The organism is Shewanella colwelliana ATCC 39565 (assembly GCF_000518705.1).
Lineage (GTDB): Bacteria > Pseudomonadota > Gammaproteobacteria > Enterobacterales > Shewanellaceae > Shewanella > Shewanella colwelliana.
Genome location: NZ_JAEC01000004.1, coordinates 25,319 through 44,939 on the forward strand (window position 1 = coordinate 25,319; position 19,621 = coordinate 44,939).

14 protein-coding genes and 1 pseudogene are annotated in these 19,621 nt (G+C 45.8%); 6 read left to right on the plus strand and 9 right to left on the minus strand.

What is annotated here, in order from left to right:
• Window position 1: 1 nt before the first annotated feature.
• The gene (locus L876_RS0100135) at window positions 2-634 is read right to left on the minus strand and encodes a YchE family NAAT transporter (RefSeq protein WP_028761913.1); all 633 of its coding nucleotides are present in this window, start codon (window positions 632-634) and stop codon (window positions 2-4) included.
• 433 nt (window positions 635-1,067) lie between these two features.
• On the opposite strand from L876_RS0100135, the gene adhE reads away from it, so the two are divergent.
• Together adhE and L876_RS0100145 are read left to right on the plus strand one after the other, a co-directional pair.
• Complete coding sequence (gene adhE, locus L876_RS0100140; protein WP_028761914.1) at window positions 1,068-3,686, plus strand: bifunctional acetaldehyde-CoA/alcohol dehydrogenase; 2,619 nt, start codon at window positions 1,068-1,070, stop codon at window positions 3,684-3,686.
• Between the two features lie 197 nt (window positions 3,687-3,883).
• The gene (locus L876_RS0100145) at window positions 3,884-4,522 is read left to right on the plus strand and encodes a 2OG-Fe(II) oxygenase (protein ID WP_028761915.1); all 639 of its coding nucleotides are present in this window, start codon (window positions 3,884-3,886) and stop codon (window positions 4,520-4,522) included.
• A gap of 72 nt (window positions 4,523-4,594) precedes the next feature.
• Here L876_RS0100145 and L876_RS0100150 read toward each other — a convergent pair whose 3' ends face one another.
• Together L876_RS0100150 and L876_RS0100155 are read right to left on the minus strand one after the other, a co-directional pair.
• Window positions 4,595-6,655: a S9 family peptidase gene (locus L876_RS0100150; RefSeq protein WP_428829712.1), complete on the minus strand. Its 2,061-nt coding sequence runs from the start codon at window positions 6,653-6,655 to the stop codon at window positions 4,595-4,597.
• 124 nt (window positions 6,656-6,779) lie between these two features.
• Window positions 6,780-8,303: a fumarate hydratase gene (locus L876_RS0100155; RefSeq protein WP_028761917.1), complete on the minus strand. Its 1,524-nt coding sequence runs from the start codon at window positions 8,301-8,303 to the stop codon at window positions 6,780-6,782.
• A 127-nt stretch (window positions 8,304-8,430) separates the two neighbouring features.
• On the opposite strand from L876_RS0100155, the gene pabB reads away from it, so the two are divergent.
• Both pabB and L876_RS0100165 read left to right on the plus strand, forming a co-directional pair.
• A complete protein-coding gene (gene pabB / locus L876_RS0100160; protein WP_028761918.1) occupies window positions 8,431-9,825 on the plus strand; it encodes an aminodeoxychorismate synthase component I in 1,395 nt (464 codons plus the stop codon).
• Between the two features lie 14 nt (window positions 9,826-9,839).
• Entirely contained in the window at window positions 9,840-10,415 is a 576-nt protein-coding gene (locus tag L876_RS0100165) for a CoA pyrophosphatase (protein WP_028761919.1), read from the plus strand.
• Window positions 10,416-10,419: 4 nt separating this feature from the next.
• Here L876_RS0100165 and L876_RS0100170 read toward each other — a convergent pair whose 3' ends face one another.
• On the minus strand, window positions 10,420-10,755 hold the full coding sequence (locus L876_RS0100170) for a hypothetical protein (RefSeq protein ID WP_028761920.1): 336 nt from the start codon (window positions 10,753-10,755) through the stop codon (window positions 10,420-10,422).
• 256 nt (window positions 10,756-11,011) lie between these two features.
• Here L876_RS0100170 and asnS point away from each other — a divergent pair, with 256 nt between their 5' ends.
• Entirely contained in the window at window positions 11,012-12,412 is a 1,401-nt protein-coding gene (gene asnS / locus L876_RS0100175; RefSeq protein WP_028761921.1) for an asparagine--tRNA ligase, read from the plus strand.
• Window positions 12,413-12,478: 66 nt separating this feature from the next.
• Here the strand turns inward: asnS and L876_RS0100180 are convergent, their stop codons facing one another.
• The 4 genes and pseudogenes from L876_RS0100180 to L876_RS20790 all read right to left on the minus strand — a co-directional run bounded on the left by L876_RS0100180 (window position 12,479) and on the right by L876_RS20790 (window position 15,522).
• A complete protein-coding gene (locus tag L876_RS0100180; RefSeq protein ID WP_248674423.1) occupies window positions 12,479-13,471 on the minus strand; it encodes an FAD:protein FMN transferase in 993 nt (330 codons plus the stop codon).
• Between the two features lie 8 nt (window positions 13,472-13,479).
• A complete protein-coding gene (locus L876_RS0100185) occupies window positions 13,480-14,871 on the minus strand; it encodes a DUF3570 domain-containing protein (protein ID WP_051412805.1) in 1,392 nt (463 codons plus the stop codon).
• Window positions 14,858-15,071 (minus strand): annotated as a pseudogene (locus L876_RS20785) (DUF4266 domain-containing protein). Before L876_RS20785 ends, L876_RS0100185 begins: the two are co-directional and overlap by 14 nt.
• Window positions 15,064-15,522: a TlpA disulfide reductase family protein gene (locus tag L876_RS20790; RefSeq protein WP_037427672.1), complete on the minus strand. Its 459-nt coding sequence runs from the start codon at window positions 15,520-15,522 to the stop codon at window positions 15,064-15,066. Before L876_RS20790 ends, L876_RS20785 begins: the two are co-directional and overlap by 8 nt.
• Before the next feature lie 407 nt (window positions 15,523-15,929).
• On the opposite strand from L876_RS20790, the gene L876_RS0100200 reads away from it, so the two are divergent.
• Complete coding sequence (locus L876_RS0100200) at window positions 15,930-16,349, plus strand: secondary thiamine-phosphate synthase enzyme YjbQ (RefSeq protein ID WP_028761924.1); 420 nt, start codon at window positions 15,930-15,932, stop codon at window positions 16,347-16,349.
• Window positions 16,350-16,365: 16 nt separating this feature from the next.
• Here the strand turns inward: L876_RS0100200 and L876_RS0100205 are convergent, their stop codons facing one another.
• Entirely contained in the window at window positions 16,366-19,509 is a 3,144-nt protein-coding gene (locus L876_RS0100205) for a DEAD/DEAH box helicase (protein ID WP_028761925.1), read from the minus strand.
• Window positions 19,510-19,621 lie beyond the last annotated feature (112 nt).

Below are 19,621 nucleotides of genomic sequence, written 5' to 3' on the forward strand. Positions count from 1 at the left end.
CCTAGCCAATTAAGGTTGGAAATAGTCCTTTAAAGCCAGCAGCGATAACCTCAATACCAATTGACAACATCAACAATCCCATCAAACGAGTAATAACGTTAATACCTGTTTTCCCCAACACTTTAAAAATCACAGGGGCCATTCTAAAGAGCGCAAAGCTGGTCAAGCCAAAAATAATAACCGTAATAGCCATACCGATGTGATTGACTAAAGTGTCATGTTGCGCCGCTGAGACAATAACCGAACTGATCGCTCCAGGCCCAGCCATTAATGGCAGCGCTAGTGGCACAACCGCTACCGACTCCATCCCAGATGCCTCACGGTCTTCCTCTTGGTTTCGTTTGACTTCACCAAGCTTACCTTGAAGCATCGACATCGCGATGATGGCAATAAGTGAGCCGCCGGCAATCCTAAACGCTGACAAAGAAATACTGAACATATTGAGGATATGCTCTCCCGCGACGATGGTAACCAACAAGATCACCACCACGGCGAAGTTTGCTACCTTACCTGTCTGGTTGCGTTCTAGTTCCGTTTGATGGCTGGTTAAACTCACAAACACAGGCAGCAGGCCTATAGGGTTAATGATGGCGACCAATCCAAGAAAAAATTTAACATAAAGTGTTAAATCCAATGTCATATCCTCAAGTGACTTTTAACTCTGTTTAAAAGTGCAGTTTTTAAAGAAGGCTACTGTACATTATCAACCAGATTTCGAAAAATGAGATTTTCTATCATATTTCACAACTTTGACTTAAATATTCTATTGTCATGAGTAAATATTGAACACACGAGGTCCGCTAATTGAGCTGAGTTATCGCTTGTGCCAGTCTCACCTTAAACGAGTAAGAGTAAAAATGGTTTAAAAATTGTTCAACACATCACTTTTAACCACTAAAATGAGTAATCAATAACCAAACAAGTCGTTAACATCGTTATTTAATTACATTTACAGTCAAATATGCGGGTATGATCACGGTTAGTCAGTAGTTTTGAGTGTAATTTTCCTTCATAGAGAGAATTTAGCCAAAACTGTTTTTTGCTAAATTTTTTTAAGGACCTAAATCATGACAGTTACAAACGAAAAGGAACTCGACCAACTGGTCGAGCGGGTAGCAAAAGCTCAAGCACAATATGCTAACTTCAGCCAAGAGCAAGTTGATGTGATATTCCGCGCCGCAGCCCTTGCCGCAGCAGATGCCAGAATTTCTTTGGCCAAAATGGCGGCGACCGAGACCTCTATGGGCGTAATCGAAGATAAGGTGATCAAAAACCACTTCGCATCTGAGTACATTTATAACAAGTATAAAGATGAAAAAACTTGCGGCATCCTTGCCGAAGACCCCACTTTTGGCACTATAACCATTGCAGAGCCTGTTGGGCTTATTTGCGGCATTGTACCAACGACTAACCCAACATCTACTGCCATCTTTAAAGCACTTATCAGCCTGAAAACTCGTAATGGTATTATCTTTTCTCCCCATCCTCGTGCCAAAGCATCAACAACAACGGCTGCCAAACTCGTGCTAGATGCTGCCATCGCGGCTGGTGCACCTAAAGATATTATAGGTTGGATTGATGAGCCAAGCGTTGCACTCTCGAACCAACTTATGACCCACGAAAAAATTAATTTAATCTTGGCAACCGGTGGACCAGGTATGGTTAAAGCAGCCTACTCGTCTGGTAAGCCAGCAATTGGTGTTGGTGCAGGTAATACACCGATTGTTATCGATGAAACGGCTGATATTAAACGCGCAGTCAGTTCAATATTGATGTCTAAGACTTTCGATAACGGAGTCGTGTGTGCATCAGAGCAAGCTGTAGTCGTGGTCGATGAGATCTATGACGCTGTTAAAGAGCGTTTTGCTAGCCACGGTGGTTATATTCTGTCGGCCAAAGAAACCAAAGCGATGCAGAAGGTGATCCTTAAAAATGGTGGACTTAATGCTGACATCGTTGGGCAAAGCGCCGCTACCATTGCTGCGATGGCCAATATTAAAGTACCAGCATCAACGAAAGTATTGATAGGCGAAGCCACTGCAATTAATGAGGCGGAAGCCTTCGCCCATGAGAAGCTGTCTCCCTTACTAGCCATGTATCGCGCCACCAATTTTGAGCAGGCGCTTGATAAGGCTGAAGCACTCGTGACTCTTGGTGGTATCGGCCATACCTCTGGGCTGTATACCGATCAAGATACCCAAGTGGAACGAGTAAAAACCTTTGGGTTTAGAATGAAAACGGCACGTATTTTAATTAATACGCCTGCGTCTCAAGGTGGTATTGGCGATCTTTATAACTTTAAGCTGGCTCCATCACTTACCTTAGGTTGTGGCTCTTGGGGAGGAAACTCTATTTCAGAAAACGTTGGCCCAAGCCACCTGATAAACAAAAAGACTGTCGCTAAAAGGGCTGAAAATATGTTGTGGCATAAACTTCCCTCCTCTATCTATTTCCGCCGTGGCAGTTTGCCAATTGCGCTTGAGGAGCTTAGCGATAAGCGCCGAGCCTTAATCGTCACCGATAAATATCTGTTCAATAATGGCTACTGTGATGAAACCATCAAGATCCTAAAGGCCCAAGGCCTAGAGACGGATGTTTTTTATGATGTAGAAGCCGATCCAACCTTGGCCATTGTTAACCAAGGCGCGAAGATGGCACAAAGTTTCCAACCAGATGTCATTATCGCACTAGGTGGTGGTTCGCCAATGGATGCAGCTAAAATTATCTGGGTCATGTATGAACACCCAGATGTAGATTTTGCTGACTTAGCACTACGCTTTATGGATATCCGTAAACGTATCTATAAGTTTCCAAAACTAGGTAAAAAAGCCACCATGGTTGCCATCCCAACCACATCAGGTACTGGCTCTGAAGTGACCCCTTTCGCAGTGGTCACCGACGAAAAAACTGGCATGAAGTACCCTATTGCCGATTATGAGCTTACTCCTAACATGGCCATTGTCGACCCTAACCTAGTGATGGATATGCCAAAATCACTGACTGCCTTTGGTGGAATTGATGCGGTCACTCACGCATTAGAAGCTTACGTCAGTGTTATGGCTAATGAATACTCAGATGGTCAAGCACTGCAAGCGTTAGACCTACTATTTAAACATCTCCCCGATGCTTATGAGCTAGGTGCTAAAGCGCCAGTAGCAAGAGAAAAAGTCCACAATGGTGCAACCATAGCAGGTATTGCTTTTGCTAATGCCTTCTTGGGAATTTGTCACTCAATGGCCCATAAGTTGGGGGCTGAATTCCACTTGGCTCATGGCTTAGCCAACGCACTACTTATCAGTAATGTGATCCGTTTTAACGCCACGGATATGCCAACTAAACAAGCGGCATTTAGCCAATATGATCGTCCAAAAGCGCTATGTCGATATGCAAAAATCGCAGAATATTTGAAACTTGAAGGCGCTACAGGCGAAGGCATTAGTGATGAAGAAAAAGTTGAAGCATTGCTCGAAAAAATCGATCAACTCAAGAAGACGATTGGCATTCCGGCTTCGATCCAAGAAGCCGGCGTCAACGAAGCCGATTTCCTCGCCAAACTCGACGAGTTAGCAGAAGATGCGTTCGATGATCAATGTACTGGTGCTAATCCACGTTACCCACTGATCGCGGAGCTCAAGGCCGTACTCCTTGCCAGTTACTACGGCAAGAACTACTCGGACAACGTGTAGTCTTTTGATTAAACCACGCTAGCTGATAACTGCTAGAGTGTGACAGATAACAAAAGGTGCCTTTGTGGCACCTTTTTTTGTATTTTGCGCTTAATACTACGATTGCTATTTACTATCTACACGACAAAAATTATTGAATGGTTGAATAGAGTAAGATCCGTTATAAGAACTCACCGTTAATCCTGAGTCTTTATTAATTGAACAATCCACCTGAATTTCCTGTTTCAACAACCATTTTTAGTGATATTTGCGAAGCCATTGCTGACAAAGGCTATATCGTGGTTCACAACATACTCCCCATACAAACGCTTAATACATTGCGTGATGAACTGGCCAAAATGGAACTCACTGAATTCAAACCAGCAGCTATAGGTCGACATGCCGATCAAGCTGTCATTGAAGAGATTAGACGGGATAAAATTCTTTGGATTGATCACAGCAACACCTTTGCCCAGCCCTATTTTGATTGGTCGGAACAACTGCGACTCGCAATTAATCGTTACCTGTTCTTGGGCTTGTTTGACTATGAAACCATGTTTGCCTACTACGCTAAAGGGGCCTTCTATAAACGGCATGTTGACGCCTTTAAAGGGCAATCTAATCGTAAACTTACCTCTATACTCTATTTAAATGAGGCATGGCAACCCAGTGACGGCGGCGAGTTGCTTATGTATCAACATGGTCAGTCTGTCCCATTTCAAACGGTTGAGCCGAGGTTTGGTACCATGGTTATCTTTCTCAGTGAAATGTTTCCCCATGAAGTCACTCAGTCTAACTGTGACCGTTATAGCTTAACGGGCTGGTATCGCGTTAATGAAGGGACACCATTAGCCTAGTGAAATCGATGATATAAAAAAGGCCAGAACATAAGTTCTGGCCTTTATTGTGATCGGGTTTAATAAATAAGACTATTTAGCAGTCCAGCGATCCATCCAACCTAATACATTAGCGTACCACTGCTCTAAATTATCAGGGTTTAAGATCCAGTGATTTTCATCTGGGTAGATCAATAGTTCAGATGGAATGCCCTTACGCTGCATAAAGCTGAATGCGGCAAGACCTTGACCATAAGGAACTCGGAAATCCTTTTCACCATGAATAACCAACATAGGTGTTTGCCAGTTTTCGACATAGTTAACTGGATTAAACTTCTCGTACAGCGCCTTATTGTCTTGATAGGTACCACCAAACTCATACTCAGGGAACCACAGCTCCTCTGTCACATAGTACATAGATCGCATATCAAACAGTCCAGCATGGTTAACCAAACACTTGAAACCGTCATTCCAGTTACCCTGGATCCAGTTCATCATGTAACCGCCGTACGATCCACCCAAGGCACAGGCACGCGTGCTATCTAACCATTTTTGCTGTGCTGTCACAGCGGCTAAACCTTTCTGTAAGTCTTCTAATGGCTTGCCGCCCCAATCTTGTGAGATTGAATCGGTAAAGGCTTGGCCATAACCAGTTGAGCCGTGGAAATCGATCATCACCACACCGTAACCTGCACCGGCCCACAGTTGTGCGTTCCAACGGCTACTAAACGAGTTACCGAATGAGCCTTGTGGCCCACCATGTACTAAAAAGGCGATAGGATACTTCTTACCCGCTTTATAACCCACCGGCTTTATCCAGTAGCCGAAGACTTCCTCGTTGTTCCACCCCTTAAAACTGAACTGCTCATACTCACCAAATTTGATTTTGGCGAGCTTATCTTTATTGACGTCAGTCAAGCGGGTTCTATTTTGACCATCTAGCGCCATGGTATAAAGATCGCCAGGCTGTACTAAGCTCTTGTGATTGAAAACAATCTTATCAGCGGTTACACCAACAATGCTGTTGCTACCTTCGTTATAGATAGTCTTAACATCACCAAACTGGGTGTTTACCTCAAAAATGCTCACTTGACCCACATCTTGCGCGGTCACATAAAGGGTGCGGTTATCTTTGCCAAACATCAATGAACTGGCACTGCGATCCCACAGCGGAGCGACCTCCTTTTCTTGGCCTGTAACCGTGTCACGTAACATGATGCGGTAACGATCGGCTTCAAAACCTGGCTTGGTCATCGCAAGATATGCCATATAACGACCGTCTACTGAGAACGTTGGCAGTGCATCCCACGCCTTATTATCTTCAGTCAGGTTTTTAGCGGTTCCACCTGTAACTGGTACCTGCCACAAATCGTAATTGGTTTCCCACGCTTGTTGAGTACTCGGTGCTTTTGCACTGTAGACGACATACTTACCATCTGGGGTAAAGGTCACCTCTTCCATACCAGAAAAGGGTAGCGCTGGGGTTTCGGTGTCGAGACCTTTGGTAACGTCAACTGGCGCTGTGATGGTTTCACCGTTCAACTGGGCTACAAACAGATGGCTGCGGCTATGATCGCCCCAAGTATCCCAATGACGCACCATTAATTGCTTGTACTCACGGCCAGTAGAGCTGCGTTCAGCTTCTGCGGCAAACTTATCTGCAGAGCAGGTTAAATCTTCGCAAGCTGGGAATACACGAATATTAATGACCACTTGCTTGCCATCTTGAGACAGCTTAAAACCCTCAACATCCAGTGGTAGCTCAGAGATCTGTTGCGCTTCACCACCATCAAGAGCCAGTTCAAATAGTTGTGAACTGCCATTACGCGCCGCTAAAAAATAGACTTTTTTATCATCAGCACTAAAAGCAACACTGTGCTCTGTGCCTGTTGCAGTAGTCAGGCGTTTGGCCGCTTGATCACTACCTATTGTTTGAAGATAAAGATCAGACGAAGCGACACCTTTGTCATCAATATTTTTAACAGCATAAACGACTTTATTGCCATCATTAGACAATACAGACGAATGCAGCTTGTTGATTTTGACTAAGTCTTGCACTTTAAAAGGCTGTGGTTCTGCAGCATTAGCGCCAAATGCTAAGCCAGCAGTTGCCAAGGCAAGTATGATTGCAGTTTTTTTCATTGTTATTGTCATCTTATTGAAGTGAAGACCAGACCCATGCTGATCTTAAAAATTTTATGCGCAAGCACACTAAACAAAAATTGGGGATTAGGCAAGCCGCCTATCCCCATGGTTTTAGCCACTTTGTAACGCCATGTTAGCTAAGTTTTACCTTCCACATTGCTGGACCGGTTTCATGAGCATTAACGCCGTCACTGTCAACGGCAACGGTTACAGGCATGTCTTGAACATCAAACTCGTAGATAGCTTCCATACCCAAGTCTTCAAACGCCACCACGCGAGACTTCTTAATCGCTTTAGAGACAAGATACGCAGCGCCCCCAACCGCCATCAGATACACAGCTTTATGCTTCTTAATCGACTCGACTGTCGCAGGGCCACGTTCAGCTTTTCCTATCATGCCCATTAACCCAGTTTTATCGAGCATCAGATCGGTAAACTTATCCATACGAGTAGCCGTGGTAGGACCGGCTGGACCGACTACCTCACTGCCAACCGGATCAACAGGACCCACGTAATAGATAAACTTGCCAGTAAAGTCTACGCCTTCTGGTAAGCCTTCACCGCTCTCGATAAGCGTCTGAATACGCTTGTGGGCCGCATCGCGTCCGGTAAGCATCTTACCGTTTAGCAGTAACACATCACCACTCTTCCACTGTTCAATATCAGCTTGCGTCACGGTATCAAGGTTTACACGGCGTACATCTTCACCCGCTTCACGAGTGATCTCTGGCCAATCCGCTAATGATGGAGGAGTCAGGTCGGCAGGACCTGAACCATCAAGATGAAAATGAACATGGCGGGTGGCCGCACAATTTGGGATCATGACCACAGGTTTTGATGCAGCATGAGTTGGCGCCGATTTGATTTTGATATCCAATACGGTCGTCAAGCCGCCCAAGCCTTGAGCACCAATACCTAGCTTATTGGCTCGCTCAAAGATCTCAAGACGTAGCTTCTCTTCTGTAGTCTCAGCACCACGCGCTTGCAGCTCGTGAATATCGACAGGGTCCATCAGTGACTCTTTGGCCATCACAGCCGCTTTCTCCGCAGTGCCGCCGATCCCTATACCTAACATACCTGGTGGGCACCAACCCGCGCCCATAGTTGGCAAGGTTTTTTCTACCCATGCAGCGATATCGTCAGACGGGTTAAGCATCACCATCTTAGATTTGTTTTCCGACCCGCCACCTTTCGCGGCAATAGCCACTTCAACATGATCACCTGGCACCATATCGATATGCACCACAGATGGGGTGTTATCACGGGTGTTCTTGCGACTTCCGGCTGGGTCAGCCACGATCGATGCACGCAGCGGGTTATCAGGATTGGTGTAAGCGCGCCTGACGCCTTCATCTACCATCTCCTGTACCGTCATATCGGTTTTGTCCCACTTAACCCCCATTCCAACCTTAACAAAACAGGTGACAATACCAGTGTCTTGGCACAAAGGACGTTTGCCTTCGGCTGACATACGAGAGTTAATCAGGATTTGAGCAATCGCATCTTTTGCTGCAACACTCTCCTCTTTCTCGTACGCCTCTGCCATAGCATCAACGAAGTCTTTTGGGTGGTAATAAGAGATATATTGAAGTGCATCAGCAACACTTTCGATTAGGTCGGCTTGCTTAATGATGGGCTGTTCTATACTCACAGACATTTCCTTACTCACAGTTTGGTGATTCACCGCCCTTTTGCAGGGTCGCGTATTTTTTTTTAATCCGTTCACAATATGATACTCTTTCGCGACTTTTAGGGGAACATCACATTTTAGATAAGGTTATTTGATGGATTATTCATCAACTCAAGATGTTGCAGTGAAAACCTTGGACTGGAATTTTTCAACAACTGAGGTTTTCGGCCATTTTGCCGAACACAAATGGGCAGTGTTACTTGACTCAGCGAATGCTGAGCACCCTAACGCCCGTTACGACATTATGAGTTACAGCCCCGTCGCGACATTAGTGACCCGTGGTGAGTTGACCGAGATAACCCACATTAATGCCACGGGCGAAAAAAACCTGCTTTGCAGTCGTGAGGATCCCTTTAGCTTATTAGCGCGCACCATTAAGCATTATTTCCCTATTAGCCAGTCAGTAAACTTGCCCTTTAGTGGTGGCGCACTGGGATCTTTTAGTTATGATCTGGGGCGAAGGGTGGAATCCTTACCGCACATTGCACAGCAAGATATTGCGTTACCCGAAATGAATGTCGGCCTCTACACTTGGGCATTGATTTATGACCGATGCGAAACACAATGGTCTCTGGTGCACTATCATGGCAGTGCTGCTCTAGAATCGACCTTAGCAGAAATTGAATCTCAGCTGTCCGTTGCACCAACTCATACTCATTTCTCTCTGACCCACGACTGGCAGCCACAGATCAGCCAACACGATTACAGTGAAAAGTTTGACACGGTGCAGAGATACTTGCATAGCGGTGATTGCTACCAAATAAACCTCACCCAACGTTTCGACGCACAATATCAAGGTGACGAATGGCAAGCCTACCTCAAGTTGAGAGCCAGTAATAAAGCCCCATTTTCCGCGTTTATTCGTCTGCCACAACACTCCATATTGTCGATATCCCCAGAGCGCTTTATCCAACTCAACGGCAGTGATATAGAGACTAAACCAATAAAAGGTACCCTCCCCAGGTCCAGCGATCCAGTGTTGGATAAACTGGCTGCTGCAACCCTAGCAACATCAGAAAAAGATCGCGCTGAAAACGTCATGATTGTCGATCTGCTGCGTAATGATATCGGCAAGGTCGCTCAAGCCGGTAGTGTCGGCGTGCCACACCTTTTCGATATTGAAAGTTTTCCTGCCGTGCACCATTTAGTCAGCACTGTGACCGCCAAACTCGATAGCCGCTACAGCGGCTGTGATCTACTCAGGGCAGCATTTCCTGGTGGCTCAATCACCGGTGCCCCAAAAATTCGGGCCATGGAGATTATTGAGGAACTTGAGCCTTCAAGACGCTCAATATACTGTGGCACTATCGGCTACATCAGCCAAGATGGCAAAATGGACACCAATATCACCATCAGAACCTTAGTCACTGAGGATCAGCATATCTACTGTTGGGCTGGTGGCGGTATCGTAGCCGATTCAAACGTCGATGCTGAATACCAAGAAAGCTATGATAAGGTAAGCAGAATATTACCCATTCTGTCGAAATAGAGGTAGGAGTGTCGATGACCCTAGAGGAGTTTAAACACCGCTACAATTTAATGATACTGCCGGACGATACAGGCCCAGTGATCAGTCACCGACTTCGTCAAGCTGCGGTATTGGTCGCTTTTATTGAACAAAAACAAGAGCTGCATCTAATCTTAACCCGACGAGCGAGCCACTTACGCGCCCACCCTGGGCAAATTAGCTTCCCGGGGGGCAAGGTAGAAAAAAGTGATAAGAACTTAGAGGCAACGGCGCTACGAGAGGCCCATGAAGAGATCGCACTAGCCATCTCTAATGTCGAGGTGTTAGGCCAATACCCAATGTTTAACACCTTTACGGGCTTTGCCATCGCCCCCATTATCGGTGTGGTTAAGCAAGGTTTTAATCCGATACTGGATCCTGGTGAAGTCGACGAATTATTTACCGTGCCACTGTCATTTTTATTGGATCCAGCCAATCGGGTCGTCAAACACTTCATGCGCCGCGGTATCCAATACCCCGTCTATTTCATCCAATACCAAGAGTATTTTATCTGGGGCGCAACAGCAGCCATGATAGATAGGATCTGCCGCCAAATATCCTATAACGGTTAGAGGATTAAACCAGAAAGCTGATATAGAGCCCAGCAGCCAATGATGACAGCAGTAGCAATGGAATATTAAACCAATAGCCCAAACGACTATGATGTGCAGCATAGTAGTTCAGCGCTAAGCTGAGCAAGCTTATGGCTGCACAGGTCCAAATGACATACTCAAGTCTCAGTGTCATGGTTGGGTCCCAACTTAAGCGTACGCTCGCGCCCTTGCTTAAATAGTAACCAACCGCTCTATCCGGTCTTGCTTGGTCAAAAATCAATAATGCATAAACAGCCAACGCCCAACCACCGATAGAGAGCAGGCTTAATAGCAATTGAAATACTTTCAGTTTTTTCACGTTAGCCTCTGACTTTTGAGCGTATTTTAAGCATAACAACTTTTATACTGATACACCATTGCGGCCGTGTAAAAACGGTTAGCGCCACCAATTGTATTGATATTGACCCAATCTATAGCGTTAACCTTCCAATTAATCCGAATTATTTAACCTATCCGCCGCTATTGTGGTGTTTTCCCCTTGAGAAAAGCCACCAGCAAGGTAAGATAAACCTCCAAAATTTTTAATAAAACGATTCGTGGAGAACTAAGCAACAATGAGCATTGCATCTGTCGCTTCTGTATTTAAAGGTGAGTTTGCGGTTGGTTCGCAAGTCACCGTGCGCGGTTGGGTGAGAACTCGCCGAGATTCCAAGGCCGGCATCTCTTTTCTTGCCGTATATGATGGTTCCTGTTTTGATCCAATTCAGGGCGTTGTGCCAAATAGCTTAGAAAATTATAACGATGAAATTCTAAAGTTGACTGCAGGATGTTCTGTGATCATGACAGGTGAAGTCGTTGAATCTCCAGGTCAAGGCCAAGCATTTGAGCTACAAGTGGTTAGCGTAGAAGTGACAGGTTGGGTTGATGATCCAGATACCTACCCAATGGCAGCTAAACGTCACTCTATTGAACACCTTCGTGAATTGGCTCACCTACGCCCACGCACCAACATCATTGGTGCTGTTGCTCGCGTACGTAACTGTCTATCTCAAGCGATCCATCGTTTCTATCATGAAGAGGGATTTATCTGGGTATCTACCCCACTTATCACCGCTTCTGATTGTGAAGGCGCTGGTGAGATGTTCCGCGTATCAACCCTTGATATGGAAAATCTCCCTCGCACCGATGATGGCAAAGTCGATTATAAGGAAGATTTCTTCGGTAAAGAATCCTTCCTCACCGTATCAGGTCAGCTTAATGCTGAAACCTACGCCAGTGCGCTGTCTAAGGTGTATACGTTTGGACCGACGTTCCGTGCAGAAAATTCAAACACCAGTCGTCACCTTGCTGAATTCTGGATGGTTGAGCCAGAAGTTGCCTTTGCTGACTTAGATGACGTTGCAGGCCTCGCTGAACGTATGCTTAAGTTCTGCTTTAAAGCCGTACTAGAAGAGCGCCGTGATGACTTAGCTTTCTTTGCACAACGTGTCGACAAAACCGTTATTGAACGTCTAGAAAACTTCGTTACCAGCGACTTTGCACAAGTTGATTACACTGACGCAGTTGAGATCTTGAAAACCTGCGGTAAAACGTTTGAGTATGATGTTGAATGGGGTATCGATCTACAATCAGAGCATGAGCGTTACCTAGCTGAGGAACACTTCAAAGCACCGGTAGTCGTTAAGAACTATCCAAAAGATATCAAAGCATTTTACATGCGCCTAAACGACGACGGTAAGACCGTTGCAGCGATGGACGTACTTGCACCTGGCATTGGTGAGATCATCGGTGGTGCTCAACGTGAAGAGCGTTTAGACGTATTAGATATGCGCCTCGAAGAGATGGAGTTGAGCCAAGAAGATTACTGGTGGTACCGTGATCTACGTCGTTATGGCACAGTGCCACACGCTGGCTTTGGTTTAGGTTTCGAGCGTTTGGTCTCTTATGTAACGGGAGTTTCAAATATTCGTGACGTGATTCCGTTCCCACGCGCACCTAAATCAGCTAACTTCTAATTCGTTAGTCGTTGACTTAGAAACGCTCCCAGATAGGGGGCGTTTTTTTTCGCATTTTTTAATTGGCTAACGAATCACTTTGTACACTAGCCCCTGCTCGCTGAGAAACTGCTCTGCATCTTTCCCTTGCAACATCGCCATGGTCGCTAGCATACCCGCGCTAATGCACTGCGGCGCACAAACCGTCACCGACAGTGGCGCATGTAACACTGGCATGCCTGTGGTTGGATCAATAATATGGCCAAAACGCTCACCCTTATCCTCGATAAAACGCCGCGAATGACCACTGGTTGCAATGGCGCCACTGCTGATGGTGATTTTGTCTGCGGTACGATTTAATGCGGAGGGGTCTTCAATGCCAACCTGCCATGGCTGCGTTGGTGTGCCTGTGACAACCAGATCGCCGCCAAGGTTAATTAAACAGGCTTTGCTCTGCCATGGCGCAGTACTTGTTTGTTCAGCCTGTGCGGCCAATAGCACAAGTGCGGCACGATCGGCGGCGTACTCCTTAGCAAGACCGCCAAAATCTAACATCATTTCCTGAGGAAGCAATAATCGACCATCACAAATTTGAATGCGATCAAAACCCACGCGTTTAATGGCGTTACCGATATCGCTCGCATTTGGTATTGAGGTGCCGTCTAATTCAAATTTCCACAATGCCATTAAGCTACCAGCCGTGACATCAAAACGCCCTTGGCTTAGTTGATAACACTGCGCGGCAAAATCCATGAGCGCGATGGTTTCCTCATCAATTTGTTGCCACTTCCCCGCCTGTGCATTAATAATGCTCAGTTGACTGTTAACATCGAAACGGTTGTATTTACTTTCTATGCGTTTGACTTCGTCGATTGCCGCCATTGCCAAACACGTTATCTCGGCTGAATCATCGCCATCACTGGTGCTTTCAATGAGACATTCACATTGGCTGGCCATCGCACTGAAGGTAATCCTGTAGTAAGGCTTATCAAACGTAAGCTTGCCGCAGTGACCGCTTGGAGTAATAAACTTTGTTGCTAAGGATTGTGACGTTATCTGACTGGGTGGATCTGCACGCATAGTTACCTCTAGAACGAAAAACCCAACTGCGCGATGATGGCGTCATTATTTGGGAACTGATCGAACCGCCGCAACTGCCCCACTAAATCAAATCCCGAATTCTGTGGTCGTTGCTGATAATATTCCAGCCGAAAAGTCGCCAAGGTACCATCTTTTAATCGCTGACCATATTTAAGCCCTATGGTATAACTGTCGATAGCCCCTAAACGATAATCTGCGCTGCCATACTGCGGCAGTGCTTGATCATCGCGTAAATACAGCCGATAAAATTTAGCAGCTGTTTGTTGGTAAGCACGAAGATGCAACTGGACAAAACTCCTTGTCGTTAAGTTGACACGATAGCGCGACTCCAAGGTATGTGAGTCAATTGACCAATCATCAATGCTATAGCGATATGAGAGATCAAATACTCCATAAGTCAGAGCACATTTGCCCATCACATAGAGACTTTGCTTGAGGCGTTTATCGGGGCGATGTTCATAATGATATCCTACTGCATGACCATCGCTGTTAATGCGACTCAGCACTTTATAGGGATCGGTCATATAACCGCTGACGTAAGATACACCATAATTGATCTGCATTAACCAATACTTATTAACAGTCTGAGTCAGGCCAAGGCTAATATCTAAAGTCTGCTTGCTCTCACTGCCAGACTGACGCGTTTTATCAAATTCAGCTTTAAAAGCGGCTTCACTATCAAAGTCTTGCCGAAACACCATTTCGCTCATGGGAGCGGGACGACCACCAACGGGATTGGCAATATCATAAAAATAGCCGCCAACTAGATTAGCTTGAGTATTCCCTTTATTAAACGACCACTGCCCACCGCCATTAAGGCCAATAGAGGTGTAGTCATATTCCCTTGAAAGATACCCCCCCAAAGTGGTGAGCGTACCCGCTGAGGGAGTATGTACCCACGTCGAGCTTAACTGTAACCGAGTATCTTTAAAGGTGTCATCAAGCGGGGTTTCGCCGGGACGAGCCTGATACACCCCAGTACCAGAAGGCCGGGTGAAGGTTTGTACTTGTTGCTGCGTCACAGCGCCATTGGCCGATGCACCAGTAATGGTATCAAGCGCTAACTTTGTTACTAGCTTATCTTTGTCACCGAAGTTTTGGCTGAGTTTAAAAATCCCCTCAGCAACCGTGACCCGATCACGCTCTTGATAATACACCATAGCCACATCCACCTTAGGAGAGACTTGATTGGTATAGGCATCAGCATCGAGCGCAGTATCAGTAGGGGTAGCACCTGTGTCAACAACAGGCGAAACTTCGCTACTTGGATTGGCCAAGCTTGATTGACTTAGCAGGCTGGCAGCTGCAACGATTAACAGTTGACTCACAGAGGTTACTTTGCTGCACGCCTCTTTGCCTTGATAACTAGTTGCAGCCACAGCCCCCCCCCAGACATCGCTCGGCCCCCACTACTGGCCTCTTTGCTGAAATAGATATGATCGTCGATAGACAAGTCCATTCCATCACTGTCGAGCTGCATATCTTCTCGGGCAAATTCAGCACGCTGCCATGGCTCTACGCCTAACTGCGCACAGCCTGTTGTCATTACAATCAGCAACAAACTCATTCTCTTAATCATTCTTGGGTTCCTTAACGGGTTCAATGGCTAATTGCGTTAGAATAGCTTGTTCTAATTGCGCCAACTCCTCATTGAAAAAGCCCACATGGCTGCTCACCAAAACCCCGTCTCGATTAAACAGGTAGCTGCTTGGCATACCAACCAGACCAAATTGCGCAGCAATATCACCACTGGAATTGAAAAGTACTTTAAAGTCGACATCAAACTGGCTAAGAAACTGTTTTGCCGAACCACTGTCTTCATCTAAATTAATCGCAATAATCTCAAGTCCTTGGTCAGCATACTTGCGTTGCATACTTTGCATCCAAGGAAATGACTTAAGGCAGGGCGCGCACCAAGATGCCCAAAAATCCACATAAACCACTTTGCCAGCAAATTCGCTGAGCTTAACACTTTGGTTGTTATCATCTAAGGCGCTATGGTCGAGGCTTGGAGCACTATTTACTATCATTGACGTCAATAATAACCAAACCAAACCCACAGTCCTAAGCACCACGCGGAAAAGGGGGACGGAAAATGAGTGAGAATGATGATTAACATTCATAGTAAACAACGCAGACCTCCTGCTAATTTCACCCTCAAGCCTAGGTAACTTTGTACACATCAGCGTTCTCCTTTGCCAAACAAGCCCTCTACAAACATAGGCCCCCAAGATGGGGTTATCTTATAAAGTGAACAATGAAAAAGATAGCCTACCCAGCTAATATAATCTTATTTAATCTCATTACTTTATGGCAAAATTAGTGGATGAAATGATTAAGTTAACAAGTTCGGTTATAGGTTCAATACAGGAATGCTATTAGCTATTGTATTGATTGGACTGGATGAAACAAATTAAGATAACAAATGGATAAACAGATGTGGATACAAAAACAGATAACCCTTAATGCACGACCACGGGGGTTTCATTTGATCACCGATGAGATCATCCGTGCGATTCCCGAGTTGAAGCAGCTAGAGATAGGTGTCGCGCACCTGCTATTGCAACACACCTCTGCAGGGCTCACGCTAAATGAAAATGCCGACCCCAGCGTTAGACAAGATTTCGAGCAGTTTTTTAATCGACTAGCCCCCGACAACGCCCCCTACTACACCCATACCTATGAAGGACCCGATGACATGCCAGCGCATTTAAAGTCATCTCTACTGGGTGCAACACTGTCGCTACCCATCACTCAAGGTCAATTTAACTTGGGGACTTGGCAAGGTATCTACCTGTGTGAAGCTAGGGACTACGCCAGTCGTCGTACACTCATTGTGACCATACAGGGACAATAAACAATAACCGCTATTGTTAAGCATCGTTTGTTTGATCTGTGATCGGCTGCAACAGCGCTAGCCAGTCATCTCGGTCCATCTCTGCAACAGAAAGCGCATCGGTCTGATACATGCTCTGCGCCAATGCATGTTTGCTCTGTTGTAGCTGTTGAATACGTTCCTCAACCGTGTTTTTGCAGATCAGTTTGTAGACGAACACAGGCTTTTGCTGGCCGATACGATAAGCCCTATCGCTTGCCTGCTCTTCAGCTGCCGGATTCCACCAGGGATCGACGTGAATAACGATATCCGCTTCGGTTAGGTTTAAACCCGATCCTCCCGCCTTGAGGCTAATAAGAAATACATTAACCTCGCCACTTCTGAAACGGCTGATAATCTTATCCCGGTGACGGCTCTTACCTGTCAGCATCTCGTAGCCTATCGCTAAGTGATCTAGTTGCGCAGCGATAAGATCTAACATGGTCGTGAAAGAGGAGAAGATCAATATATTACGGCCCTCCTCAATCATATTAGGCAGCTTGTCCGCTAACCAGGTCAATTTTGATGATTCATTAACACTTGTTGTGTTTTCCGCCTTAAGGGTTAACGCTTCAGCCTCTGTATCAGTTTCCGTAACGGCTAATTTAGCAAGCATACTAGGATGACAACATACCTGACGCAATTTCAGCAGCGCATTACTAATGGCTAGGCGATTAGCTTTAGCTCCGGTTTCTAACAGCGCCAGCTGTAACTGCTCAGCCACAGTGAGTCGGATTGTTTCATAGAGATCTGTTTGTGTCTGACTCAATGGAATAACAGTGTTAATCACTGTTTTTTCTGGCAATTCCTTAGCCACTTTTGATTTCGTCCGCCTTAGCATAAAAGGAGCGATACGACTGGCTAAGCGCTGACGCGCCGTCACACTGGCTTCTTTCTCTATCGGCAGCTTAAACTGACGCTGATATTGACTTGCACTGCCAAGAAAGCCGGGCATAAGAAAATGAAACAGCGACCACAGTTCACCTAAGTGATTCTCCATCGGTGTCCCTGTTAGGCAGAGACGATGCTTGGTATTGAGTTTATTAACTAATTTAGTCACCCGACTGCGACTATTTTTAATAGTTTGTGCTTCATCTAGTATCACTTGATACCATTGCTGCGCCATAAACAGCGCTTCATCTTGTAATAAGGTGCCATAACTGATGATCACGATATCGACCTGATTAAGCTGGTTGGCATTAATGTGGCGGGCACGTCCGCTCCAAACTAAGGTCGTCAAATCTGGTGTAAAAGTCTTGGCTTCATGCTGCCAGTTACTCAGTAACGTAGTGGGCGCAATAACCAGTATTGGTTGACTTAGTTTTCCCGCCTCTTTATCTAACGCTATGCTGGTAAGGGTTTGAATCGTTTTCCCCAGGCCCATATCATCGGCTAATATACCCGCAAATTTGTGCTTTTTTAGAAACTGTAACCATTTTACGCCTTGGCATTGATAGCTTCTTAATACTGCATTTAATCCCTTTGGCGCGACAAAGTCTGTGTCATCAGAGCTGGTTTCTAAAAAACGATTTAGCGCCTGCGCTTGCTCCCTTAGCCACGAGGCGCCTTGCCAACGCAATACCTCGGTCTTACTCGACGATGAACCAAGGATTGCCTTATCTAGTTCTGATAACCGCGACAACTGATGGCGAGACAGTCTGAGTCGTTGGCTATCATTGAGAGGCTGCTTCTCGTAAAGCTCTCCTAAGACAGACAAAATACGTTTAACGCGATCAGCGGGCAAAGTGAGCAGTTCACCGGAATCCAGTTCAACAGTCACTGGCTTGCCACCAATCTCTGCAGAGATTTTGCCTTGGCGAATTAAATTAAGCAGTAATGGTAGCAAATTCACCTTTTTGCCATCAATATCTACACCTATACCTAGCTCAAACCAATCTTGATCGGGTTGGGCCTCTACGTCGGCAAACCAAGTGTGGCTCTGCACCTTAACAAACCGATTTTTTGCTTCAAAATCTATCTGCCAGCCCGCTAATGACAATTTTCGCAGCGCTACCGCTTGTAAATCAATAGCCTCAGGTAACAGCCTAGCGCTGGAATCTAACGCCAAACTAATTGGCGATTCATGACGATGGGAAACAAGCGGAAATTGATGCAGTTGCAGCTGACTTTTCGCCACAAGTGCCATGAGTGCTGTATGGTCTGCACTAATATAGAGTAACTCATCTAAGGTGTAGGCACGTTTACCGTGAACGAGATAAAACTTTGCAAATTCAACCGGCTCAATGGGGTCAGATAACCAAGGAAAATCCATCATCTGCCGTTTTATCATCAATCGTGGTGACCATTCACCATCCCTGTCAATATCATCAAGTAGGTGATGATTGATCCTTGCGTCATCAGCACAATCAAAAAGCAGGCTATGACTGCACTCGTCGATATACACATCATGACTGACCGCTACCATTAATTGCCTATCGAAGTAGTCTTCATCATAAAATCGCTCTAGCTTTAGCGGTATTGCACCGACCTCTTCAAAGAAGCAACGTTGTGTGGCAGTAATAAGCTGATAAAACGCTTGTCCGAGAGACTTTGGCAACAAGGTACATATCTGACCACGTTGAGTTTCTAGGTCATAGCTGTTTAAACTTGCGGCGAGCAAGGCAAAAATTTGTCTATCGGCGAGGCTAATATATTTAGGTGTTGGCTGGCTTTGGACAACATCAAGACCCAACTCACCTCGCAGTTGATATCGACCTTCTTTGGTTAAATAGCCTTTGTAGACACTGAGTTCAATGCCGTCATCGATGACCTTAAGCAGATAGATAACACGATGGCGCGCCATTGCCGGAAACGGATCGTAATACTGGCTAAATTCGCTTCTAAAAAGCCTGATGGCAGTGTCATTCCGCCTGCTGCGCGCTGAGAATTCAGACTCAGGTTGTGCCAAATGTTCTATGGCTAAGGCTGCCAAATGGATGCACTTTTTTTGCTTACAACTGCATTCCCCTGTGTACGCCGCAGCCCCTAATAAAAGATGAGCGCTAATTTCTCCCCGCCCATGAGTAAAGCGCCCCTCTACACGGCTTACGCTTTGACTAAAGTGGACGAGTTGTCGGCTAAGTAACGCCTGTAGTCCAGCGAAAATTTCTTGATGGGAAAAACTGTCAGATAATACTAGCAATGCGTTATTCCGTAGCCAAGTAACTTGGTCATAATGCTTTTTGGCGAAAGGCGAAAGCATACCACCACTTAGCTCGATCCCCAAACCTACATGTGGGGATGTGCAACAAGGC